22 protein-coding genes are annotated in these 24,502 nt (G+C 52.1%); 15 read left to right on the top strand and 7 right to left on the bottom strand.

Annotation, left to right across the window (positions count from 1 at the left end; genetic code table 11):
* Position 1: 1 nt before the first annotated feature.
* The 8 genes from CRP01_RS00945 to CRP01_RS00910 all read left to right on the top strand — a co-directional run bounded on the left by CRP01_RS00945 (position 2) and on the right by CRP01_RS00910 (position 7,148).
* Positions 2–607, top strand: a complete 606-nt coding sequence (locus CRP01_RS00945; protein ID WP_099148101.1) for an anthranilate synthase component II — start codon at positions 2–4, stop codon at positions 605–607.
* Positions 608–633: 26 nt separating this feature from the next.
* Entirely contained in the window at positions 634–1,620 is a 987-nt protein-coding gene (gene trpD, locus CRP01_RS00940; protein ID WP_099148292.1) for an anthranilate phosphoribosyltransferase, read from the top strand.
* 60 nt (positions 1,621–1,680) lie between these two features.
* Positions 1,681–2,496, top strand: coding sequence for an indole-3-glycerol phosphate synthase TrpC (gene trpC, locus CRP01_RS00935; protein WP_099148100.1), 816 nt, complete (start codon positions 1,681–1,683; stop codon positions 2,494–2,496).
* 56 nt (positions 2,497–2,552) lie between these two features.
* Positions 2,553–3,206, top strand: a complete 654-nt coding sequence (locus CRP01_RS00930; RefSeq protein WP_099148099.1) for a phosphoribosylanthranilate isomerase — start codon at positions 2,553–2,555, stop codon at positions 3,204–3,206.
* A 76-nt stretch (positions 3,207–3,282) separates the two neighbouring features.
* Positions 3,283–4,467 carry a tryptophan synthase subunit beta gene (gene trpB, locus CRP01_RS00925; RefSeq protein ID WP_185154545.1) on the top strand — a complete coding sequence of 395 codons (1,185 nt, stop codon included), beginning with the start codon at positions 3,283–3,285 and terminating at the stop codon, positions 4,465–4,467.
* Between the two features lie 86 nt (positions 4,468–4,553).
* On the top strand, positions 4,554–5,339 hold the full coding sequence (gene trpA / locus CRP01_RS00920; protein ID WP_099148291.1) for a tryptophan synthase subunit alpha: 786 nt from the start codon (positions 4,554–4,556) through the stop codon (positions 5,337–5,339).
* 74 nt (positions 5,340–5,413) lie between these two features.
* Complete coding sequence (gene aroF, locus CRP01_RS00915) at positions 5,414–6,424, top strand: 3-deoxy-7-phosphoheptulonate synthase (RefSeq protein WP_099148097.1); 1,011 nt, start codon at positions 5,414–5,416, stop codon at positions 6,422–6,424.
* Between the two features lie 34 nt (positions 6,425–6,458).
* Positions 6,459–7,148: a class I SAM-dependent methyltransferase gene (locus CRP01_RS00910; protein ID WP_099148096.1), complete on the top strand. Its 690-nt coding sequence runs from the start codon at positions 6,459–6,461 to the stop codon at positions 7,146–7,148.
* 95 nt (positions 7,149–7,243) lie between these two features.
* Here CRP01_RS00910 and CRP01_RS00905 read toward each other — a convergent pair whose 3' ends face one another.
* Positions 7,244–7,954: a thioredoxin family protein gene (locus tag CRP01_RS00905; protein ID WP_099148095.1), complete on the bottom strand. Its 711-nt coding sequence runs from the start codon at positions 7,952–7,954 to the stop codon at positions 7,244–7,246.
* Between the two features lie 97 nt (positions 7,955–8,051).
* Complete coding sequence (locus CRP01_RS00900) at positions 8,052–8,633, bottom strand: TlpA disulfide reductase family protein (RefSeq protein ID WP_099148094.1); 582 nt, start codon at positions 8,631–8,633, stop codon at positions 8,052–8,054.
* An 83-nt stretch (positions 8,634–8,716) separates the two neighbouring features.
* On the opposite strand from CRP01_RS00900, the gene CRP01_RS00895 reads away from it, so the two are divergent.
* Complete coding sequence (locus CRP01_RS00895) at positions 8,717–10,075, top strand: NAD-dependent succinate-semialdehyde dehydrogenase (protein WP_099148093.1); 1,359 nt, start codon at positions 8,717–8,719, stop codon at positions 10,073–10,075.
* A gap of 27 nt (positions 10,076–10,102) precedes the next feature.
* Here the strand turns inward: CRP01_RS00895 and CRP01_RS00890 are convergent, their stop codons facing one another.
* Positions 10,103–10,981: a diacylglycerol/lipid kinase family protein gene (locus CRP01_RS00890; protein ID WP_099148092.1), complete on the bottom strand. Its 879-nt coding sequence runs from the start codon at positions 10,979–10,981 to the stop codon at positions 10,103–10,105.
* A gap of 43 nt (positions 10,982–11,024) precedes the next feature.
* Here CRP01_RS00890 and CRP01_RS00885 point away from each other — a divergent pair, with 43 nt between their 5' ends.
* Positions 11,025–12,170, top strand: a complete 1,146-nt coding sequence (locus CRP01_RS00885; protein WP_099148091.1) for an App1 family protein — start codon at positions 11,025–11,027, stop codon at positions 12,168–12,170.
* 170 nt (positions 12,171–12,340) lie between these two features.
* The gene (locus CRP01_RS00880) at positions 12,341–13,684 is read left to right on the top strand and encodes a Gfo/Idh/MocA family protein (RefSeq protein WP_099148090.1); all 1,344 of its coding nucleotides are present in this window, start codon (positions 12,341–12,343) and stop codon (positions 13,682–13,684) included.
* Between the two features lie 93 nt (positions 13,685–13,777).
* On the opposite strand, the gene CRP01_RS00875 is transcribed toward CRP01_RS00880, so the two are convergent.
* The 3 genes from CRP01_RS00875 to CRP01_RS00865 form a co-directional block, all read right to left on the bottom strand.
* A complete protein-coding gene (locus CRP01_RS00875) occupies positions 13,778–15,232 on the bottom strand; it encodes a T9SS type A sorting domain-containing protein (protein WP_099148089.1) in 1,455 nt (484 codons plus the stop codon).
* Between the two features lie 184 nt (positions 15,233–15,416).
* Entirely contained in the window at positions 15,417–16,157 is a 741-nt protein-coding gene (locus tag CRP01_RS00870; RefSeq protein WP_099148088.1) for a ZIP family metal transporter, read from the bottom strand.
* 46 nt (positions 16,158–16,203) lie between these two features.
* Positions 16,204–16,809 carry a phosphatase PAP2 family protein gene (locus tag CRP01_RS00865; RefSeq protein WP_099148087.1) on the bottom strand — a complete coding sequence of 202 codons (606 nt, stop codon included), beginning with the start codon at positions 16,807–16,809 and terminating at the stop codon, positions 16,204–16,206.
* A 248-nt stretch (positions 16,810–17,057) separates the two neighbouring features.
* Here CRP01_RS00865 and glmM point away from each other — a divergent pair, with 248 nt between their 5' ends.
* From glmM to CRP01_RS00845, 4 genes are all read left to right on the top strand, one after another.
* Positions 17,058–18,440 carry a phosphoglucosamine mutase gene (glmM, locus tag CRP01_RS00860; protein ID WP_099148086.1) on the top strand — a complete coding sequence of 461 codons (1,383 nt, stop codon included), beginning with the start codon at positions 17,058–17,060 and terminating at the stop codon, positions 18,438–18,440.
* 107 nt (positions 18,441–18,547) lie between these two features.
* Positions 18,548–20,053, top strand: a complete 1,506-nt coding sequence (locus CRP01_RS00855; RefSeq protein WP_099148085.1) for an aminotransferase class V-fold PLP-dependent enzyme — start codon at positions 18,548–18,550, stop codon at positions 20,051–20,053.
* Positions 20,054–20,176: 123 nt separating this feature from the next.
* Positions 20,177–21,310 (top strand): cysteine desulfurase family protein, encoded by a 1,134-nt coding sequence (locus CRP01_RS00850; RefSeq protein WP_099148084.1) that lies wholly within the window; start codon positions 20,177–20,179, stop codon positions 21,308–21,310.
* Positions 21,311–21,361: 51 nt separating this feature from the next.
* Positions 21,362–22,339, top strand: a complete 978-nt coding sequence (locus CRP01_RS00845; protein WP_099148083.1) for a 2-hydroxyacid dehydrogenase — start codon at positions 21,362–21,364, stop codon at positions 22,337–22,339.
* A gap of 35 nt (positions 22,340–22,374) precedes the next feature.
* Here CRP01_RS00845 and CRP01_RS00840 read toward each other — a convergent pair whose 3' ends face one another.
* Complete coding sequence (locus tag CRP01_RS00840) at positions 22,375–24,426, bottom strand: S9 family peptidase (protein ID WP_099148082.1); 2,052 nt, start codon at positions 24,424–24,426, stop codon at positions 22,375–22,377.
* Between the last annotated feature and the right edge of the window lie 76 nt (positions 24,427–24,502).

Genomic DNA, 24,502 nt, shown 5'->3' with positions numbered 1-24,502 from the left:
CATGAAAGTTCTCGTATTAGACAATTACGACTCCTTTACGTACAATCTTGTACAATACATTCAGGAGATCCTCGGGCAATCCATTGATGTATACCGCAACGATGAGATCAGCCTGGACGCCGTCGATGCCTACGATGTGATCATCCTTTCCCCCGGCCCCGGCCTGCCGAGTGAAGCCGGGATCATGCCCGAACTGATCAAGCGCTACGCGCCGACCAAGCAGATCCTTGGGGTTTGCCTCGGTCACCAGGCCATCGGCGAAGCTTTCGGCGGTGATCTGGAAAACCTGACCAACGTTTTCCACGGCATCGAAACGGCGGTGGATATTATCGTGGAAGATGACCTGCTGTTTCAGGGTGTTGACAAGCACTTCCAGGCGGGCCGCTACCATTCCTGGGTAGTAAGCCGGGAAGGATTTCCTGCGGACCTGGAAATTACCGCCGTGGCTGAAAACGACGTGATCATGGCGATGCGGCACCGCGAACACCAGGTGTGGGGCGTACAGTTCCATCCCGAGTCGATCATGACCGCACAGGGCATGAAAATGCTGGAAAACTTTTTAGAGCATGCCGCCAAGCGGCAGGGCACGGAACTGGCCCGCGCTTAACGAAACAGGAAAAACCAACAATGATCATGAAAGCAACACTCAACCGGCTGTTTGAACACGAAACGCTTAGCCGGGAAGAAGCCAGGGAGATGCTGTTGAGCATTTCCCGGGGAGCACACAATCATATTCAGATCGCCGCATTTGTTACCGTATTCAATATGCGACCGGTCAGTCTGAGCGAACTGCAGGGATTCCGCGATGCAATGCTCGAACTCTGCGTACCGCTGGATCTGGAAGGCCGAGAAACCATGGATATCGTTGGGACCGGAGGGGATGGAAAAAACACCTTCAATGTTTCCACGCTGTCGGCCGTGGTACTGGCGGGAGCCGGCTATTTGGTCACCAAACATGGAAGTTATGGCGTATCTTCGTCAGTAGGATCTTCCGACGTACTTTTGTCCCTCGGGTACGAATTTACGAACGACCAGGATACCCTGCGCCGTCAACTGGACGATGCCGGTATCTGTTTCCTGCACGCACCCTTGTTCCACCCGGCCATGAAAGAGGTGGTGCCGGTGCGTAAACAGCTGGGCATGAAGACTTTCTTCAATATGCTGGGCCCACTGGTCAATCCGGTACAACCACAGGATCAGTTGTTCGGCACCTTCAGTCTGGAGTTGTCCAGAATGTACCAGTACATCATGCAGCAGAGCGGCCGCCGTTTCGCGATCGTGTATGCGCTGGACGGGTACGATGAGATCTCCCTGACCGGGGCCTTTAAGTGGCGTACTCCGGACCAGGAAAAACTGCTGGAACCGGAAGACATCGGCCGGCCCAAACTGACCCAGGCGGACCTGCACGGCGGTGATACGGCCGAAGAAGCGGCCACTATTTTCCGGAACGTACTGAACAATGAAGGAACGCCCGCCCAGTTTGCCGTGGTGACGGCCAATGCGGGGATGGCCATCCACAGCATGAAACCGGAGCAATCCATCGAGGATTGTCTGGCGGAAGCCGAGGAAAGTCTTCGCAGTGGCCGGGCGAAAGCGGCGCTGGAAAAATTATTGAAATAATAGTCACCCATACCGGCGGGAAACCACCGGTCGTAACCTGCAAGTTCTAAGCAAACGATCATGAATATTTTAGATAAAATAGTTGCCCACAAGAAAGGGGAAGTTGCCAAACGGAAAGAACTCTATCCGGTCAAACTGCTGGAGCAGAGTATCTACTTTGATACCCCTGCGGTGAGTATGCGCGAATACATTCGCCGGCCGGACCTGTCCGGTATCATCGCAGAATTCAAACGACGCTCTCCGTCCAAAGGGGATATCAATCCATACGCCTCGGTGGAGCGGGTGACCATCGGTTATATGCAGGCCGGAGCTTCGGCGCTTTCCGTACTGACGGATGAACATTTCTTCGGTGGCAAAAATGCCGATCTTACCGAAGCCCGGAAGAACAACTTCTGTCCGATACTGCGTAAAGATTTCATTATCGACGAATACCAGATCATTGAGGCGCGTTCGATCGGTGCGGATGTGATCCTGCTGATCGCCGAATGCCTTACGGCGGCAGAGGTAAAAGCCCTGTCGGCCACGGCCCACGAACTGGGACTGGAAGTACTGATGGAAGTACACTCACCTGATCAGCTGGAGAAACTCAGCGAACACATCGATCTGGTTGGGGTCAACAACCGCAACCTGAAAGATTTTACGGTGAGTATTCAGCATTCTATCGATGCCCTGCCGGCGATTCCGGACCAGGTGGTAAAAATCTCGGAAAGTGGAATCAATGATCCCCGTTCTATCGTAGAACTCAAGGAAGCCGGTTTCGAAGGTTTTCTGATCGGGGAGTACTTCATGCAGGCGGATGAGCCCGAACTGCGGGCCCGCGAGTTCGTACAACGCATCCGGAAACTGGAAGAATTGAGTAAAAACGCAATTACATAAGAACTGGGTGAATCCGTGTCGGGATAAACCCAATGTGAACTACCAAGTCAAAGATTATGAAGATAAAAGTATGTGGGATGAGGGAACCGGAAAATATTCTGGCGATCGCTCAGTTGCCGATTGACTTCATTGGATTTATTCTATACCCCAATTCCCCGCGGTTTGTCGGTAAAAAAGGTTTGCCCCAATGGCTGGAAAAGAACGATGAAGAACTGGAAGGGATCGCCCGCGTCGGCGTATTCGTCAACGCCGAAGTCGATCAGATCCTGAATGCCGTCCACGATTTCCGGCTGGATTACGTGCAACTCCACGGAGACGAAAGCCCCGAATACTGCCGCGAACTGCAGACCTACTGGACGATCAGTTCGATGCGCAGCGCGCAGATCATCAAGGCTTTCCGGGTGGATGAATCCTTTAATTTCACCAAGACCCAGGCTTACGAGCGACTGTGCGCTTACTTCCTTTTTGATACCAAAGCCAAAGAATACGGGGGCACGGGTCAACGATTCGACTGGTCCATTCTGGAAAAATACATGGGTATGACCCCGTATCTGCTGAGCGGCGGTATCGACCTGAGCATGGTGGACGAGATCCGAAAACTCAATTTCAAACAACTGGAAGGGGTCGATATCAACAGTCGCTTCGAATTGGAACCGGGCAAAAAGGATGTCGATAAGGTAGAACAATTTGTAAAGGCCCTGAAGGGATGATCCGGGATCCGGATATCAGGTCGGCCCCCGGCCCGACGCAACAAAAATTACCGCATTTAAAGATCAAATTATCATCATGATAGCAGTCAACGATAAAGGTTATTACGGAGAATTCGGTGGGGCCTACATCCCGGAGATGTTGCACCCGAATGTGGAGGAACTGCAGCGCTGTTACCTCGAGATCTCCGAAGATCAGGAATTCCAGAAAGAATTCCGCGGTCTTTTGAAAGACTATGTAGGCCGTCCGTCTCCGCTGTATCTGGCGGAACGCCTATCCGAGCACTACGGTATGACCATCTATCTGAAAAGAGAGGACCTGAACCATACGGGTGCCCATAAGATCAACAATACGATCGGACAGATACTGATGGCCAAAAGGCTGGGGAAAACCCGCATTATTGCCGAAACCGGAGCCGGACAACACGGTGTGGCCACCGCCACGGTCTGTGCACTCATGGGCATCGAATGCATCGTGTACATGGGAGCGATCGACATTGAACGCCAGGCTCCCAACGTATCGCGGATGCGGATGCTCGGCGCGGAAGTTCGCCCGGCCCTGAGTGGAAGCCAGACGCTGAAGGACGCCACCAACGAAGCTATCCGCGACTGGATCAGTAATCCGGTTGATACCCATTACATCATTGGTTCGGTCGTTGGTCCGCATCCTTACCCGGATATGGTCGCCCGCTTCCAGTCGGTGATCAGCGAGGAGATGAAATGGCAACTGGAAGAGCATACCGGCAGTTCGCATCCTTCCGGGATCATCGCCTGTGTAGGTGGGGGGAGCAATGCCGCCGGAGCTTATTACCACTATCTGAATGATCCGGAGGTCCGCCTCGTTGCGGTGGAAGCTGCAGGTCACGGTATTGACAGTGGTCATTCTGCGGCTACGAGCGTACTGGGTACCAAGGGCATAATTCACGGTAGCCGGACGCTGCTAATGCAGACCCCGGACGGACAGATCGTGGAGCCGTACTCGATCTCGGCCGGACTGGATTACCCGGGTATTGGTCCGTTGCACGCTCACCTGATCGATTCCGGGCGGGCCGAAGCGATCAGCATTACGGACGAAGCGGCCCTGAAAGCGGCTTTCTTCCTGGCCCGTAAAGAAGGTATCATTCCCGCCCTGGAAACCGCGCATGCTTTTGCCGCGCTGGACCATCTGGAATACAATGCAGACGACGTCTTTATTGTCTGTCTGTCCGGCAGAGGGGACAAGGATCTTTCAACCTATATCAAACATTTTGATCAGCTCGGATAGGCTGTAGAGGTGTCGAAGGTATTCTCCGGGAAATGGCCGAAGGTCTGCTCCCCGCGATCGCCTACCTGCGACCTAAAACCATTAATATGAATCGATTAGATCAATTATTTGCCGAAAAGCAGTCCAATCTGCTGAATATATACTTTACGGCCGGATACCCGGCTCTGGAAGATACCACCACGATCATTGCCGCCCTCGCAAAAGCCGGCGTCGACCTGATCGAGATCGGAATGCCGTATTCGGATCCGATGGCCGACGGCCCGACCATTCAGGAAAGCGGCATGCAGGCCCTGAAGAACGGGATGACCCTGGAAACCCTTTTCGGTCAGGTAGCGGACGTACGCGCCCAAACCGACGTACCGCTGGTACTGATGGGATATTTCAACCAGGTGATGCAATACGGCGAACAGGCTTTCGTGGATCGCTGTGTAGCGGTGGGCATCGACGGTGTGATCCTGCCCGATCTGCCGATTTTCGAATACGAGACCTTTTACCGGCAAATGTTTGAGGATGCCGGTTTACACGTCAGTTTTCTCATCACCCCGCAAACTTCCGAAGACCGGATCCGCAAGATCGACGATCTGACCCGTGGATTCATTTACATGGTGTCGGATTCTTCCATCACCGGAGCGAAAAGTGGTATTTCCGATCGGCAGCTTGCCTACTTTAACCGGATCAACGCTATGCAACTGGAGCATCCCCGACTGATCGGTTTTGGTATTTCCAATCACGAAACCTACGCCATTGCCTGCCGCTACGCGCAGGGAGCGATCATCGGTAGTGCCTTCATAAAGGCACTAGCGGAGACCACTGATCTCGAAGGGACCATCGCCGAATTTGTGCAGATGGTGCGCGGCGAAGTCGCGGTGTAAAACCCTGTTTTTTTTAATATTGACCCATTCCGGCAGAGCGGCTTGTGTATGCTCTCCATCCTAACTTTATCAGCATGATCATCCAATTAGAATCTACGATCACGACCGACCAGAAAGACCAGCTGGCGCAACAACTGGAAAAGATCCGGTACCAGACCAACGAAGTTAATACGCAGTTTGGTCATTATCTGATCGGCATTGGAAAAGCGGAATTTGATATCCGTAGCATCGGCAATCTGCCGGGCATCAAGGATATTCACCGCGTAAGCGATGCCTACAAACTGGTCTCCAAAAAGTGGAAGGTAGAAGATACCGTCATCGATCTGGGCGACGGGGTACGGATCGGCACGGGCCATTTTGCCGTCATGGCCGGCCCCTGTTCCATCGAATCCGAGGAGCAGATCGCTTCGACCATCGAGCACCTGCAGGCCAACGGGATCAAGATCATGCGGGGAGGAGTATACAAACCGCGCAGTTCCCCCTATTCGTTCCGGGGGCTGGGTATTGACGGACTGAAAATGTGGTACGAACAGACCCGGGAAGCCGGTATTAAGATCATAACCGAAGTGATGATGACCGAGCAGATCGACGCCATGATCGATTACGTAGATATCTTCCAGGTAGGTGCGCGCAATGCCCAGAACTTCAACCTGTTGGATGCATTAGGTAAAGTAGATAAACCGGTGCTGCTGAAACGGGGCATCTCCGGTACCGTAGAAGAACTCTTACAGGCGGCAGAATACATTTTTTCCAACGGCAACGAACGGATCATGCTGTGCGAGCGGGGCATTCGTTCCTACGAGTCCGCTTACCGGAATACCATGGATCTCAATGCGGTGGCCATCCTGAAGGAAAAAAGCCATCTGCCGGTTATTGCTGACCCTTCCCACGGTATCGGCGTCCGTCGCTTCGTGGATAAGATCGCACTGGCGTCCGTGATGGCCGGGGCGGACGGGGTGATCGTAGAAGTACACCAACGTCCGGAAAAAGCCTTCTCCGATGGTCAGCAAACGCTGAGTTATAAAGAAGCGGAGCGCTTGTATTCCCGGCTGCGCCAAACTTACGGTCTGCGGGAAAGTTTCTAAACAGCACAATTATTCAATAAATCAACCGGCCTCCATGAATTTTTCTCTGCCGTATCCTACCCGGGAGATCGATCTCCAACTGGAAGGGGGGCACACCTTCAAACTGCTGGAAGTAGCCGACGCGGAGGCGCTGCTGGATGAACTGATCCTGAAAGGGGATCAGCACGAAGATGTACAGGATGAACGCATTCCCTACTGGGCGGAGCTGTGGCCTTCCGCGCTGGGCATGGCGCAATTCCTGTTAAAAAGAGCGGATTCCGGAGCCGGCCTGATCCGGGAAGGTCAAGGGGTGCTGGAACTCGGCTGCGGTCTGGGACTTCCCGGTATCGTTGCCGGAAAGCTCGGGGGGCAGGTGACCCTCTCCGATTATCTGGAACCGGCCCTGGATTTTGCCCGCAGCAACTGGGCGCTGAACAATGCCGCCGAAGCGAATTACACCTTGCTGGATTGGCGCCAGCCGGATGCCGACCTGGCTGCCGACGTACTGCTGGCTTCCGATATCACTTACGAAGCCCGCAATTTTCCTTATCTGCCGCACGCTTTTCGAACCCTGTGTAAACCGGGAGGGACGATCGTACTGAGTGATCCCCGTCGTCAGGTAGCCCGGGAATTTTTTCATGATCTGCCGGCCAAAGGTTTCATTATGGAAAAGTTTGAAGAGCCGGTCAAGTTTCAGGGAAAGACCATCGTCATTCATCTTTATACGCTCCGGATTGAAGCGTAGGGAAGCGTTGAACTTAAAATACGAGGGGCCGCAAAGCATAATACGCTTTACGGCCCCTCGTAGCATATCTGTTTGGGTTATTGCAGCCTGAAATTTTAAGACTTAGCCGCTTTGATCGTACAACCGATCGCTTTTACATCCGCAGGATCGGGATTCTGGCCGTTTTCCAGCGCTTCGATCGCTTTCAGCACGTAGTTGACGGATACTTCCTGCGGGGCCTGCACATTATCATCGACGGCTCCGTGGTAACGCAGGATATGGTCGCTGTCCAGCAGATAGATCTCGGGCGTTCTTCGCGCACCGTACTGCGGGTAAATTTCCTGTTTGGCATCCATCAGATAAACAAACGGATAACTTCTATCCTTCGCTCTTTTTTTCATCGCACCCATACTGTCACCCGCTGAAATTCCCGGATCATTGGGTTGAATAGCGATCAGGGGATAACCCATTGCCGAAGCCATATTGTGTAGCTTGATCAGCCGGTCTTCGTATTTTTGGGCGATCGGACAGGTATTACACGTAAAGGTTACGATAAATCCTTTCGGTTTTTGTCCGTTGGCATCTTTAATATCGTCCAGTGAATAGAACTCACCGTCCACATTTTCCAGCTTGAAATTCGGAGCTTTTTCCCCGATGGCCAATCCGTCTTCTTTCAGGGAAACGGTAATGGCTCTGGGTTGTTCCTCATTTGCTTTCAACGATTCGGATGTAGTATTGGCGTTTTCGGAAGGGGCATCGTTGGTGCAGGCGCTCAGCCCCAGGAGAAGGATTGCAGATAGCAGAAATGACGCAAATGACGTTCTCATTTTTAAAAAAATTTATTTAGACAAAAGTATGTTTAAGTCAGGTGATCCGGCCTCAGGAATAATGGTATCGGGTCTTTTCCCTTCGTTCTCCGATAAACTATCCCTGATCCTTTATTTTGTCAACTGAGGTTTTCAGTTCTTTAAAACTATCGTATTGCTGATCGTGAAACAGGACATGGTCTCCTTTGTAAATGTAGGTGACGGGAATTGCGCCGCCCCAGTCCGGATGCACTTTATCGATCCAATCGCTGTATTTGCCATCGGTCAAAGCGATCACTTCGGGTTTTAGCTGGCGTTGCTTCACAAAACTGACCAGTTTGGTTTCCACGTCTTTGGCAAAGTCGAGACTGACCAGTATCACTTTCATTTTTTCATTCCCTATTTCCGAGTGAAGCTGTTCGAAATAAGGGAGTTCCGCTACACAGGGTTTGCACCAGGTTGCCCAAAAATTGATAACGTAAGTCGTATCATTTTGGTATCGGAAAAGGTATTCCAGATCAGAAAAATTTTCGTACACAGGAAACGGTAAGCCCGGCTCAGCTGTTTCACTAGAAGCCGTCGGAACGGCAACGGGAACATCTTGCTGCTCCGACGAACCACCGGTGGTCTCGGGGGCGCAGGCCATGAAAAAGGAACTAATCAGAAATAAACCAAAGAACTGGAAGAACCGTGTATTCATAAAACGTTTGTTTTTAGGGTGTTATTGGACACGCCTTGATAAAACGATTGCCTGAATGCAATGTTTTACAAAAAAAGAAAATGATGAAAGTTATAAATCCGGCCACAGCTAAGGTGGAGAAGACCTATTCAAATGATAATAAGTCCGATGTAGCGGAAAAGATCAAAGCGGCACACCAAGAACAACAGAGCTGGCGGGAAGAAAGTTTTTTGCAGCGGGCGGAATCCATGATGCGGGCTGCTGATATTCTGGAGGAGCGCAAAGAAGCATTCGCGGAACTGATGACTACCGAAATGGGCAAATTGTACCGGGACGCCATCGCCGAAGCGGAAAAATGCGCCTGGGTTTGTCGGTATTACGCCGAACATGCCGCCGGTTTCTTGACCGATGAGGTCAAGGGGTCGGACGCGACCAGGAGTTATGTCAGTTTTGAACCACTGGGGGTAATACTGGCCATCATGCCCTGGAATTTTCCGTTCTGGCAGGTGTTTCGCTGTGCCGCACCGGCCATCATGGCGGGCAACACGGTGTTACTGAAGCACGCTTCCAATGTGCCGGGTTGTGCCATGGCCATCGAGTCGATCTTTCGGGATGCCGGTTTCCCCAAAGGCGTATTTCAGACCCTGTTGATTGACTCCGATGCGACCGCCGATGTCATTGCCGCACCGGAAGTTAAGGCCGTATCCCTGACGGGCAGTGAAGCTGCCGGCCGGGCGGTAGCCGGACTCGCCGGAAAGCACCTGAAGAAAGCTGTACTGGAACTCGGCGGCAGTGATCCCTACCTCATTCTGGGAGATGCGGATCTGGAACAGGCCGCTGAAGTATGTGCCAAAGGTCGTTTGCTGAACAATGGTCAAAGTTGTATCGGAGCCAAGCGGTTCATTATAGTGGATCGGGTTTACGATGATTTTGTCCGACTGTTTAAGGGGGAAATGGAGGCGGCCGTCATGGGCGACCCCATGAAAGACGGGGTCGATCTGGGCCCGATGGCCCGAACGGATCTCCGGGACGACCTCCACGAGCAGGTCACTAAAAGTATACGAAAGGGTGCAAAATGTATCCTGGGCGGGGAAATACCCGATCGGGAAGGGGCCTATTATCCAGCCACTATTCTAACCGAAGTCGCACCCGGACAGCCGGCCTATGAGGAAGAGCTCTTTGGACCCGTAGCTTCCGTCATTCGGGTAGCCGACGAGCCGGAAGCAGTCCGTGTCGCCAATGATACGCCGTTTGGTCTGGGAGCGGCCATTTTCACCCGGGATACGGAGGCTGCCGAGCGGATCGCCAGATCCATCGCGGCCGGAAGTGTATTCATTAATACGATGGTAAAGTCCGATCCTCGCTTACCTTTTGGCGGCATCAAGAACAGCGGATACGGGCGGGAACTTTCCGACTACGGCATCCGGGAATTTGTCAATATTAAAACGATCTACGTAAAATAATTGGGGGCTGAGTGATCTCTTGCTCGTTCAGGCGGGAACCAGGGTATTAACGCGGCGGGGTAGCAATATGGCATTCACTTCGTCGAAAGGGCCCAGGGGTTCTCCGTCTACCTGCAACTCCACCGGCCGGTCGGCTTTAATAAACAGTCGCTCCGTGGAAAAGACCTCGTAGTAGCGGGAGCTTTTCAACTGTCCGGTAAGAAAATGGAACAGTACACTGAAAAACGCATACCACGGATAATTGCTAAACACACACAGCTCGAAGTGCCCGTCGTCCGGACGGCCTACCGGATTTACTTCCGCACCGAAACCGTAACGACTTCCGTTGGCGAGAACGACCATGGCCGCTTTTTTCTGGAAACTCTGATCGGGAAGAATGAAATGGTAATTGCGGGTGTGGTCGGTAAACAGGCTCTTCAAAAAGAAAAGGAGATAGGCCAGTTGACCCCGGAGATTACTTCGGTTGAAATTCTCGACAATAGTAGCGTTGAATCCCAGATCGCTGAGGTGCAGGCAATACTCATCCTCGTTGATGGCGATCACGTCCAGTGCCCTGATCTTTCCCGACAGTAGTAGCTGTAAAGCTTTCTGGTTATCGGAGGGTATCCCTAGATCTCCGGCCAGTCCATTGGCGGAACCCAGTGGGATAATGGCCATTTCCATATCGGTATTTAACAGGTTTCGAGCCACGAGGTTGACGGTACCGTCGCCCCCACAGGCTACTACCACCTGGGGCTGGAAACTTTTAATTGCCGATTGAATACGGGTGTCGTTGCCTTCATTGGCAGTTTCAATGACGCCGTATTCCAGTTGCTCCGAGCGACAGAAATTTTCCAGTTCCAGGAGGAACTGCTTTTTAGAAAGTCCACCGGAAATAGGGTTGACTATGAACAGACATTTCTTCATACAGTGGGTTTTAGAACATTAGTTTTAATTTTCCGGTTTTTAAATGAAACTCAAACATCGGTCAATTGTGCTCAAAGCCACCCTGAAAAAGATCATTTTAGCTGTTAAAAAAGCCCTCGGGCTGATCACTCCGCCCGTTATCTTACCCTACCGTGGATTTGGAAATCAACATCAGGTCCTGGTCGCAGGCCACGTTTTGGACGATCGATTGCTGTACGAAGCAGCCGCCCAGGATCGCACTTATAAAAACATCCGGGCCATGCTCAGCCGCTACTGGAGCACCTCGATACCGGATATCCGGGTAAATATCTGTCTGCTGGGGCAGGAAGCGATCGTAACCACGGATGAGAATGGACTTTTTGAAAAGGTCTTTGAATTTACCGAGCCGATAGCCGCAAACGGCTGGCAGACCGTACAGTACCAGGTCCTGGACCGGATCGATCCGGAGCAGGAACTAATGCGGGCCGAGGGAGAGGTATACATTCATAGCGGCCAGGCGGAATTCGGCATCATTTCCGATGTGGATGATACTATTCTGGTTTCCCACGCTACCAAAACCCTGAAAAAACTACGGCTGATCCTGACTAAAAACGCCAGGACCCGTTTGCCTTTCGTCGGTGTGAGCACCTTCTACAAAGCGCTGCAGGCCGGTTCGGACGGGCGGCAAAAAAATCCCATCTTCTACGTTAGCAGCAGCGCCTGGAACCTGTATGATTTCCTGGTTGATTTTTGTCGGGTACGCGGTATTCCCAAAGGACCTTTTTTATTAAAAGACCTGAAAACCCGCCTGCTGCAGCTCTACAGCTCCGGTGGGGGCTCCCACGATCATAAGTTTGAAAAGATCAGTTCTCTGCTCCAACTCTACCCGCAAATGCGTTTTTTGCTGATCGGGGACAACGGGCAACACGATCCGGAACTGTACGCCCGGGCGGTACGGGAATTTCCCGGCCGGATACTGGCCATTTACATTCGCGATGTTTCTGTGCCGGAAAAGGCTGCGCGCGTCCGGGAGATCGCAGGTGGCCTTCGCCGGCAGTCCGTAGAAATGATCCAGGTGAAAGATACTTCCGAAGCCGCCCGCCACGCTCAGGAACAGGGCTGGATTACTCCGGACGGACTGGATATGGTCCTGGAAGAAATGGAAAAACAAAAGGAGAAACCTCAGGGTTTTATCGGCCAGATCAACTGATTGATCGGAAAGATCCCAGCGGCGATAAGCCGCTACCCATAGCACATCGAACAGAAAAGCATGCGGGCACGGTCCTTTGCAACAACCGCCCCTTCGATTCAGGAGTTGCCAGCACAGTGCCTTCCGAATTATTCTGTATTTTAAGGAGCTCAAAGATAAGCTCATCCAAAATGAAAAGATCCAGAAGAAAATTTGTCCGTCAGGGAGCCGCGCTGGCCGGCTTAGGCCTGTTTTCCGGGCTGCCTTTAGAACTCATTGCCGCCCGGCGAAAAACCATAGCTCCGAGTGAAAAGATCCGTTTCGGTCTGATCGGTGCCAACAGCATGGGGTGGGTCAATATGCGATCCCACCTTCAGTTGGACGAAGTGGACTGTGTAGCCATTTGCGACGTAGATCAGCGGGTGCTGGACCGACGTTGCGCGGACGCGGAAACCATTACCGGCAAAAAGCCCGATCAGTACAAAGATTACCGGAAACTGCTGGACCGGCAGGACATCGACGCCGTGATCATCGGCACACCCGATCACTGGCACTGCCGGATCATGGTCGACGCCTGTGCGGCGGAGAAGGACGTCTACGTTGAAAAACCGCTCGCTAATTCCATTACGGAATGCAAACTGATGCAACGGGCCGCCAGCCAGTACGGCCGAATAGTGCAGGTAGGACAGTGGCAACGCAGCGGCCGGCATTATGCGGATGCAATTGATTACGTCCGCTCCGGAAAATTGGGTAAGATCAGTCTGGTGAAAGTCTGGGCCTACCGCGCCGGTGTAGGGGCCATCGAACCGAAACCCGACAGTCCGGTTCCGGAAGGGGTAGATTACCAAATGTGGCTGGGCCCGGCGCCGGAGCGACCGTTCAATGAAAACCGTTTTCACTTCAGTTTCCGCTGGTACTGGGATTATGCGGGTGGCCTGATGACGGACTGGGGCGTACACGAGATCGATATCGCGCTGTTTGCCATGAACGCCAGTGCGCCTAAATCGGTGGTTGCCTCGGGCGGTAAATTCGCCTATCCGGAAGATGCGGCCCAAACGCCCGATACGCTCCAGGCGATCTTCGAGTACGACGATTTCAATATGCTCTGGGAACACAGTACCGGGGTCAATACCGGCAATTACGGTAGGGGAGAAGGGATCGCTTTTATTGGGGACGATGCCACCCTGGTCGTAAACCGGCAGGGCTGGGAACTGATCCCGGAGACCGATACCGAAGATGGAAGAAGATCCTACCGGGTGGACGCCATACCCGAACAGCCCCGAGTGGGCGACCCTTTGGTGGAACACGCCCGAAATTTCGTAGACGCGCTGAGTTCCCGGAAAGTGGAGGATCTTAAATGCGGAGTGGACAGCGGAAGTGTGGCCGCGATCAATGCCCACATGGGCAATATTGCCTTCCGAACCGGACGCAAGATCTACTGGGATGCGCAAAAAGGGTTATTCCGCGATGATGCCGAAGCCAGCGCATTGATCACCCCCGAATACCACCACGGCTGGAAGCTGCCGTCTTTTTGATCGGGAATGGTAGCCAGTTATTTAGTTTGGCCCTGAGCTATCAACCAGCGTCAGGACCAAACTAATTTACGTAAGGTGTATTTCCAATCGAGATCAGTTGGCCGTGATGATCATCTTTCTGGTATCCGAGATCTGACCGTCGAGGACCAGACTATAGAAATAGGTGCCGGTATTCAATGCAAAGGGACGGATCGTGGTCGACCCCTGACCTTTGCCTTTGATGGGAATGGACTCAAGCAATTCTCCGCGGGCGTCGGTTATTTTAAGGACGGCCCGGTTGACAGCATCCGGAATAAAATAAGCGATGCGGGTGGATTCGCGGAAAGGGTTGGGTTGATTTTGACGGAGCATCGCTCCGGAAATGATTGCCTCCTGTTGGTACCCGTCGGAAGGCGTAGCTTCCTGTCGAGCGGCCAGATCCCGCACGATATTTTCCAATTGTTCCAGACGTTCTTTTACCGCCGCTAATTCAGTGCGCAGCGCCTGATTCTCTGCCTCCAGCGTGGATGCCTGACCATTATCGGCCATCGGAAGGGGCGCAGAGATAAACAGGTTACCTTCATTATCCGCAACGACCAAATTCCCGTTACCGGGGGGCAGGTTCCGGATTCGTACCGTGCCGTCTACATCGAGCTTGGCGGTAGGTACGGGTACGCCCAGACCTAGATCAACGGCATATGCGCCAGTACCACCGATTACGGCGCAATAAGAACAATCCACCTGGGCGGAATTGCCGATGGCTATAGCGCTTTCCAGCGTATTACCACTATTCGGTACCGGTCCGGCAAAACTACCGATGAAAGTATTCAAAGTACCAGCGGAATTACTGAAACCAGCTCCCCGACCGATATAGATGTTAACGTTCCCCGTCGTATTGGCATTCCCGGCCTGATTGCCTAGAAAGACATTTTCGGAGCCGGAGGTGTTGTTCTCTCCGGCCTTGGTACCCAGAGCGGTATTATCAATCCCGTTAATGTTATTCCGGCCGGCTTCGTTACCGATAAAGGTATTGAAGGAACCGCCCTCGTTACTTAATCCGGTACGCGGGCCGATAAATGTATTTCTACTGCCCATGTCGTTTGATCGGCCACTAAAATATCCGACAAATACATTATCCAGGCTGAAACTGCCATTGGTAGCAGTACCGGTTTCCGGACCGATATAGACCGAATTGTCATTTGGTCCTCTCCGGAGGTTGAAATATCCCCGGGCCTCCATGCCACCATTGGGAACAAAACGTAGTACTTCGGTGGTATCCGTAAAGTGCCGGGCGAGGATGAAGGTATCCTGGGGAGAAAAGAATAGGAAAGACCGTTCGTCCTCTTTACGACCGCTTAGCAACTGGATCTTACTGGTTGCCTGTAAATTGCCGATCTGAAATCGGGAAGCTTCGGAGTTGCTGGCACCCCTAATATCAATCGCTGCAGTTGGGTTCGGAATGCCGATCCCGATCTGGTTTTCCAGGATCTTTACCTGCGCGAAACCGTCGCTGCTTAAAATTAGAATAAGAATAAAGAGAAAGATACTGCGGTAAGATTTTGTGTCCATGTAGGTCAGGTTGTTTTTCGTTAAAAATCAGCGGACTACCTGGCGCAAAACCGTTTTTTCGAAGAGCATGAAGGTCTGAATCGGGTAGTCCGATCCCTGGTGACGGTACGATGCGATACCGTTCAAGAACACCTGTAATATATGCTTACTGGATCGAAAGATTGATATCGGATGAGAATAAAATTTACAAGGTTACCAGTCCCATTCCGAGGCCCAGCCCGATGGCCAGTAACTTTTTCCAGGAGATCCGGTGCTGGTGTTTGTCATCCGATTCAAAAAGGATAGTGGTGGCAATGTGCAGAAAGGAGCCAACGACCACCGCTACGATGTAGACGAGCCAGCGGGAACCCCATTCGGAAATGTCCGCCAGTTGGGCGGCCAGGGGAGACATCGAGGCAAACAACAGCAGTAATCCAAAAGCAACGGACGACTTGAAACCGGACCGCAGCAGGAGGGTGACCAGCGCAAATGCTGCGGGTATTTTGTGTAAAATGATGCCAAACAGTAAGTGATTGCCCGCTCCAAACCAGGATTCATTGCCGTGGTGCGAATGGGTGAGTTCGTGATAATGGCTCAGGGGCAGGCCTTCGAGGAAAGCGTGCAGGCAAAGACCAACCATAATAGAAATGGCAAAACCGCTACCGGCATGCTGGTGGGCGTGAATATGGCCGTGCTCCACACCCTTCGACAGTTGTTCCAGCGATAGTTGTAAAAAGAAACCAAGGAGCACCCAAATACCGATGGACGCGGGTTGTTCGTGGTACACGCTCGGCAATAGATGTAAAGCGGTGACTCCCAGTATATACGCTCCGCTGAACGAAAGGAGCAATTGGATCCAGCTGCTTTTAAACTGACGCAGTACAAAGGCCAGAGCTCCACCGAGGGCTACGGATATAAAGAGTAGAATATATTCCCAGATCTCCATGTAAATGTTAGCAATAAGGAATGAGCAGCAGAGGAATACGGTACCCTCAGGCTATATTTTCCGCTTGTCCGGCTGACCAGAACTCATTCACCCGGAGCGATTTTAAATTTTTATACAACAGATAGACCAACCAACCAATCAGCGCACCGACCAGGCCGCCGGCAATGACGTCCAGTGGATAATGAACACCCACATAAACCTGTCCGAACGCAATGGAAGCCGCCCAAAGCAGAAACAACCACCGCCAGGAACGGAATAATCGGCCTATAGTAAGAAATAAAAACACCCCAATGGCGAAATGGTTGGTTGCATGCGACGAAGTAAAACTGTAACCACCGCCGCAGTGGATGAGCAATTTGACTTCCTTCTGCAAACTGGCCTCCCGACAGGGGCGGTCCCGCTGTACGTTCTTCTTGATGAGCTGACTGCTTACGGGATCGGCAATGGCGATGGTCAGGGCGGCGGCCAGGATAAAATAAAGTCCTTTTAACCGATACCGATAAAGCGCAAAACCGCCAATGATGAGATAAAGTGGGATCCAGATCCTCTTCTCCCGCCAATAGGGCATGATGGCGTCCATGAACCCATTGTGCCAGTCGTAATTAATAATGTGAAACAGCCATTGGTCCCATTCGATCAGGGTATCTAACATGCTATCGGTCTTTTTCCGCACAAAAACGCAAAGTTGATCAAAAGCTTTGAATAATGGTAATTTTTGGCAGATAGCTGATCGTAGCGTAGGATTGATAAAAGATCTTAGGAGTCTAAAATTTAAGCCCGGCCGATAGGTTTAGCGGGTAGGGTTCACGCTCATTCGGCAGGTATTTCTATTTTTGCGCCGCAAATGGTGTGGAAAGCAGAGCGAACACCAAATATCCAATCATTCAAAAAGACAAGACATTGGCACTAATAAAATCCATTTCCGGGATACGGGGGACCATCGGTGGCGCAGCCGGCACGAATCTTACCCCTCAGGACATTGTGGAATGCACGGCGGCATTCGGATACTGGTTGCAACAACAGGGCGCCACGCCGAAAGTGGTGATCGGCCGGGACGCCCGTATTTCGGGAAAAATGGTCAGCCAATTGGTTAGTGCGACCCTCAACGGACTGGGCATTGATGTAGTCGATCTCGGTTTGTCGACCACTCCGACTGTGGAAGTTGCGGTACCTTTGCTCCAGGCCGGTGCGGGCATCATTATCACCGCCAGCCATAATCCCAAAGAATGGAACGCACTCAAATTCATCAATAAACGGGGCGAATTCATTTCCAAATCGGACGGAGAAACACTGCTGCAACTGATCGAATCGGGAGCCATTCGCTACGCAGAAGTGACGGACCTCGGTAGCTACGAAGAGCAGGATGGATGGATCGAGCGCCATATCGATCTGATCCTGGACATGGATGCGGTGGATGCCGATCTGATCCGGAAAAAAGCCTTTAAAGTAGTGGTGGATCCGGTAAACTCGACGGGAGCGATCGCCATTCCGGCCTTGCTGGACCGACTGGGTTGTGAGACCATTCTGATCAACGGCACACCCGACGGTTTCTTTGCTCATAATCCGGAGCCCCTGCCCAAACACCTGGAAGCACTTTCGGAAAAAGTAAAAGCCACCGGAGCGGATATGGGGATCTCCGTTGACCCCGACGTGGACCGGCTGGCACTGGTGTCGAATGACGGCAGCATGTTCGGAGAAGAATATACGCTGGTAGCCGTAGCGGATTATCTGTTGCAACGGAACCCGGGCAATACGGTATCCAATCTGTCTTCTACCCGGGCGTTGCGCGATGTTACCGAACGCTACGGCGGATCTTATTTTGCCAGTGCCGTCGGGGAAGTGAATGTAGTGGAAAAAATGAAGGCCAAAGAAGCCGTGATCGGCGGAGAAGGCAACGGTGGGGTGATCGTGCCGGTACTGCACTACGGCCGGGATGCCCTGGCGGGTATCGCCCTGATCCTGACCCACCTCGCCAAATCCGGTAAAAGTATGACGGAACTCCGGGCTACTTATCCGGACTACCAGATGGTGAAAGATAAGATCCAGAGCCCGGAAGGTGTGGACCTGAACAGTATTCTGGAAAAGATGCACGAGCAATACCGCGAGGAGGATTGCAATACCATTGACGGCCTAAAAATTGACTTTCCGGATAGCTGGGTGCATCTGCGCCGTTCGAATACCGAACCCATCATTCGGATCTACGCCGAAGCCCCCACTTTGGAAAGAGCCGAAGCCCTGGTCGGACAAATCAAAACAGACTTGTTATCTTTGTTGGAACAGTGATCGATATCACGTCCTGAAAATATTTTAAGGCGTAGTTTATCAAGCTGTAATATCCTCCGTTTTTATGTTGGGATCTAATTCCGATGAATCATAAAAAACGCCCTGATATGCTGGTAAAACCAAATACCCAAGCCCGCCCGAACCTGGAACAGTGGTTTGCACCTTACCGTGAAAAGGTAGTAGGCTTTGATCAACGCTTCCTCACGCCTTTCGGGGAGAAGCCCATTGTTTATGCCGACTGGACGGCCAGTGGTCGCCTTTACGGTCCGATCGAAGATCAATTGCTCCGGGAGATCGGTCCTTTCGTGGGGAATACCCATACGGAGACTACCGTGACCGGATGTACCATGACGGGGGCCTACCACGAAGCAAAAGCCCTGATCAAGCAGCACGTCGGCGCACATAAGAGCGATATTCTGATCTCCACCAACTCGGGCATGACCGGGGTGGTCAATAAATTCCAACGCATCCTGGGGTTGAAGATCCACGAGCATTTTCGGAAGCGGGTTCAGTTGCAGCGGGAAGAACGACCCGTAGTTTTTATCAGCCATATGGAGCACCACTCCAATCAGACTACCTGGCTGGAAACCATCGCCGAGGTAGAGGTAATCCGGCCGAATGAGAACGGTTTGATGGACCTGGGACACCTGGAAGAGCTGCTGGAAAAATATGCCGATCGTAGTCTGAAGATCGCCGCCGTAACTTCCTGTTCCAACGTCACGGGCATCAAAACGCCCTATTACGAAGTAGCGGAGATAATGCATCGGAACGGCGGACTTTGTTTCGTTGACTTTGCCTGTTCGGCACCTTATATCGAAGTGTGTATGCGGCCGGAAAATGAATTGCAACATCTGGATGCGATCTATTTTTCTCCCCATAAATTCCTGGGAGGTCCCGGTTCTTCCGGCATCCTCGTCTTTGATCCCAAACTCTACAAAAATCAGGTGCCGGATAATCCCGGCGGGGGCACCGTCGACTGGACGAATCCCTGGGGCGGACATAAGTACATCGATCAGATCGAAGCCCGGGAGGATGGCGGAACGCCGGCTTTCCTGCAAACCATTAAAGTCGCCCTGGCGATAAAGCTCAAGGAAAAGATGGGGGTAGACCGGATCCTGGAACGGGAACACGAACTATTGGACATGATCTGGGATCGTTTTGACCGCTTGCCCCGCTTACACATCCTGGCCAGCCAGCACCGCGAGCGGATCGGTGTCATTTCATTTTACATTGATGATCTGCACTATAATCTGGGCGTTAAATTGCTCAACGACCGCTACGGCGTGCAGGTGCGCGGCGGATGCTCCTGTGCGGGTACCTACGGCCATTATCTGCTGAATGTAGATCAGGAGTTCTCCCAGTCCATTACGGATCAGATCAGTCAGGGTATCCTGTCGGCCAAACCCGGCTGGATCCGACTGTCGATCCATCCGGTCATGACCAATGAAGAAATGGCCTATATCCTCGATGCGATCGAGGCACTCCACGATCACTACCAGGACTGGGCGGCGGATTACGAATACAATCTCCATACCAATGAGTTTTACTACAAGGATGGCGATGACTTCGAAACCAAAAAGGTGGCGGAGTGGTTTGATAAGATAACGCTCTAATGCTCCGATAGGAAGGCGAAAACCGGACGTTGGAGATTTTGAAAATACTAATGACAGGCAGAGCCCGGTGGCTGTAGACACTTTCATTTTGTCTAAAGACCGGCTTCGCTATCAGGAATACCAATGAGAGTATATTTTGACAATGCCGCTACGACCCCGATCCTGGATGAGGTCATTGATGCGATGAGTCGTAGCATGCGCGAAAATTTTGGCAATCCATCGTCCATTCACCGGGAAGGCCGTACGGCCCGGGCTGCGGTTGAGCAGGCCCGGAAAGTCGTGGCCCAGAGTCTCGGTGCATCTATCGGCGAGATCTTTTTTACCTCCTGTGGCACGGAATCCAACAATATGGTGCTGAAAAATGCGGTACGTGATCTGGGTGTTACCCGCATCATTAGCTCGCCGATTGAGCACCATTGTGTACTGCATACGGTGGACCGGATCGGAAAAGAGACGCCCGTTAAACTGGAGCAGGTAAAACTGGATGAAAGCGGCCATGTCGATCTGGATCATCTGCGGACTTTACTGTCGACGGAGCATCCGGGAAAGACCCTGGTCTCCCTCATGCATTCCAACAATGAGATCGGCACCATGATCGATTTGGAAGAGATCGGGGAACTTTGCGCAGAATACGGTGCCTATTTTCATTCGGATACCGTACAGACCGTTGGCTATTTTCCCATCGATCTTTCCCGGCTGAAGGTGAATTTTATTTCCGGTTCTGCGCACAAATTCCATGGTCCGAAGGGTGTAGGATTTGTGTACATCAATAATGATAATATCCTGGAGCCTTATCTGGACGGTGGCGCTCAGGAAAGAAATATGCGCGGCGGTACGGAAAATATATACGGGATCGTGGGCCTGGCGAAAGCCCTGGAGTTGGCCGTCAGCGAAATGGATCAACGCCGGGCATATATCACGGGGATCCGCGATTACTTCAGGGAGCAGCTACTGGCTCAATTTCCGGACATCACCTTTAACGGAGACCCGGACGGGCGGGCTCATTACAAAGTGCTCAGCGTGGATTTCCCTCCTTCGGAGAAGGCGAGTCTGATCCTGTTCAATCTGGATATTGCCGGTATCAGTGTTTCCGGAGGAAGCGCCTGCAGTTCCGGAATCGATACGGGCTCGCACGTGATCTCCGCCCTGAAACCGGATTCGGACCGACATACCGTTCGCTTTTCGTTTTCCCATTTGAATACCCGGGAAGAAGTGGATCAGGTGATCAGTAAGTTAAAGGAGATTTTACCTGCATGATCACTTTGCCCGACTCTTTATGACACCTACAAACCTATATCTAACCCAGCTATGACTAACACCAAGGTTTTTGTTAGCCTGAATATCCCGGATAAAGGGATCGATCTTTTGCGTGCGAAAGGTTTTGACGTTGAAGTCTGGACCAGCGATGAGCCTATCAGCAAAGAGGAGCTCATTGAGGCCGCCCAATCGGTGCAGGCCCTGATCACCAGCAGTAAGGATAAACTGGATGCGGCCTTTCTGGAGGCCTGTTCTCATCTGGATATCATCTCCCAGTTTGCAGCCGGATACGATAATATCGACATTGCAGCGGCCAGCCGCCTGGGGATCCCCATTGGGAATACGCCGGATGCAGTTAGTGACGCTACCGCTGATATCGCTTTCGGACTGATGATCGCGGTTTCCCGGAAGATGTTCTACATGCACAAATCAATTGGAAGAGGGGAGTGGGGTGATTTCAAACCCCGGGCCAATCTCGGTATGGAGTTAAAAAACAAAACCCTGGGAATCTTCGGCCTCGGAGGCATCGGCCTGGAAATGGCGCTGCGTTGTCAGGGAGCCTACCGGATGCCAGTGATCTATTGCAACCGAAATCCGAATCCCGAAGCTGAAGAGGTACTCGGTGCCCGTCGGGTATCTTTTGACGAATTGTTAGCACAAAGTGATGTACTGTCGGTGCACTGCAGCCTGAATGAAAGCACCCGGGGAATCTTCGACCGGGCGGCATTCCAGAAGATGAAACCCAGTTCGATCTTTATCAATACTTCGCGTGGTCCCGTACACCGGGAGACGGACCTGATCATTGCCATCCTGAACGGGGAGATCTGGGGTGCCGGCCTGGATGTCACCGATCCCGAACCGATGGATGAAAGCAATCCTTTATTAGAAATGGATACGGTAGCCGTAGTACCGCATATCGGGTCGGCTACGGTGGAGGCCCGCGACGAGATGTCACGTCTGGCCGCACAGAACATTGTGGAATTTTACGAAACGGGCCAATTCACGAATTGGGTAAACCGGATCGACTGACACGGTAATATTGTATCTGTCGACCCGGTGACCTCCTATTCTGCCTTACCCGCCAGGTCCAGCAAAAATGCATAATCCATAGCGATATCTTTCAGGCTTTCGAAACGGCCGGAAGCCCCGCTGTGACCGGTACTCATATTGGTATACAGTAATAACGGATTTTCGTCCGTTTTGTGTTCCCGCAACTTAGCGACCCATTTGGCCGGCTCCCAGTACTGTACCTGGGAATCGTGTAAACCGGTCGTAACCAGCATCGCCGGATACTCCTGGGCTTTTACATTATCGTAGGGAGAATAGGAGAGGATATAATCGTAAAAAGCTTTGTCGTTGGGATTTCCCCATTCGTCAAACTCTCCGGTGGTTAGAGGAATAGTGGTGTCCAGCATGGTGGTTACCACATCCACAAAGGGAACTGCGGCTACCACTCCCCGCCAGAGATCCGGACGCAAATTAACGATCGCACCCATCAGTAAACCTCCGGCACTGCCTCCCATGGCGAAGAGCTGGTCTTTACCCGTATAATTTTGTTGGATCAGGTATTCCGCGCTGTCGATAAAATCGTAAAAGGTATTTTTCTTCTTGAGGAGTTTACCGTCATCGTACCAGCGCCGTCCCATTTCCTCGCCGCCCCGGATGTGGGCGATGGCAAAGGCAAAACCCCGGTCCAGCAAACTCAGCCGGGTACTGCTGAAATAGGGCTCCATGCTGTGCCCGTAGGATCCGTATCCGTACAGCAGCAGGGGTTGGCGACCGTCTTTTTTGAAACCTTTGGGATAAACAATGGAAATGGGGATCTTTTCTCCATCACGGGCGGTGGCGTACAGCCGCTCGGATTCGTAGTTGTTCGGATCGAAACCGCCCAGCACTTCCTGCTGTTTCATCATTTTCAGCTCCCGGTCCTTCATGTTGTAATCGTAGACTGTAGGGGGCGTGGTCATCGACTGGTAGGCGATCCGTAAGACATCGGTATCGAATTCCCGGTTGACGGTCGTTTGGGCCAGATAAGCTTCCTCTCCAAAATCGATATAGTGTTCCGCGCCTGTGTGGGGTAGCACCCGTAGTCGGGTAATGCCGTCGTGGCGTTCGGAGAGCACGAGGTAATCCCGGAAAATATCCAGACCTTCCAGCAGTACGTCCTCCCGGTGGGGAATGACTTCTTCCCAGTTCTCTTTTTCGGTTTGGTTTTCATCCGTCACCATCAGGCGGAAGTTGCGGGCCTTCCAGTTGGTGTGGATATAGAACTTGTCCTGGTAATGGGCAATGGCGTATTCCAACAGTCGTTCCCGCGGCTGGATCACCCGAAAGTTCCCATCCGGATCATCGGCATCCAGCACGCGAAACTCGTTGGAAACGGTCTGATACGAACCGATAATGATGTATTTCTTGGACTTGGATTTGTAAACATAGGTCAGAAAGGTCTCATCCGCTTCGTGGTAGATCTCCTCGTCCTCGCTGGCCGGGGTGCCCAGGCGGTGCTTGAACACTTTGTACGGCCGCAGAGCTTCGTCCTTTACCGAGTAGAAAATGGTCCGGTTATCATTCGCCCAGGCTATGCTACCGGTCGTATTGGGAATCTCATCCGTCAGCATTTCGCCCGTTTCCAGATTTTTGAAACGAATGGTATAGATCCGCCGGCTCACGGTATCTTCACCGTAGGCCAGGATCTTATTGTCCGGACTAATGGCCAGTCCGCTTACCTGGTAGTATTCGTACGGTTTGGCTAATACATTGACATCCAGTATAGTATCCTCCGGGGCCGTAAGTGATCCTTTCCTCCGGGTATAGATCGGATATTCGTGGTCCTTTTTGTAACGGGCCTGGTAGAAGTAGCCGTTATCCCGGTAGGGAACCGATTCGTCATCCGGTTTCATCCGGCCTTTCATTTCTTCGAACAGACTGGCCTCAAAATCCTTGAGGTGGCCCATCATCTTTTCCCGGTAATCGTTTTCAGCGTTCAGGTAGTCAACCACGGCCTGATCTTCCCGTTCCCGCAGCCAGTAATAGTCATCGGTGCGGGTATGGCCGTGTAGCTCCAGTTCTTTGGGCATTTTCTTGGCAAGTGGAGCAGTAAGCGTATCGGTTTTCATGTAGTATGTGTTTGACAGCAATATGAGCAAAAAATAAAAGACACCAAATTTTAGTCCTTATAAATATAAACCGCCC

The sequence above is a fragment of the Flavilitoribacter nigricans DSM 23189 = NBRC 102662 genome, from assembly GCF_002646595.1.
In the GTDB taxonomy this organism is placed as follows: domain Bacteria; phylum Bacteroidota; class Bacteroidia; order Chitinophagales; family Saprospiraceae; genus Flavilitoribacter; species Flavilitoribacter nigricans.
This window is presented reverse-complemented; position numbering and strand designations above follow the sequence as displayed.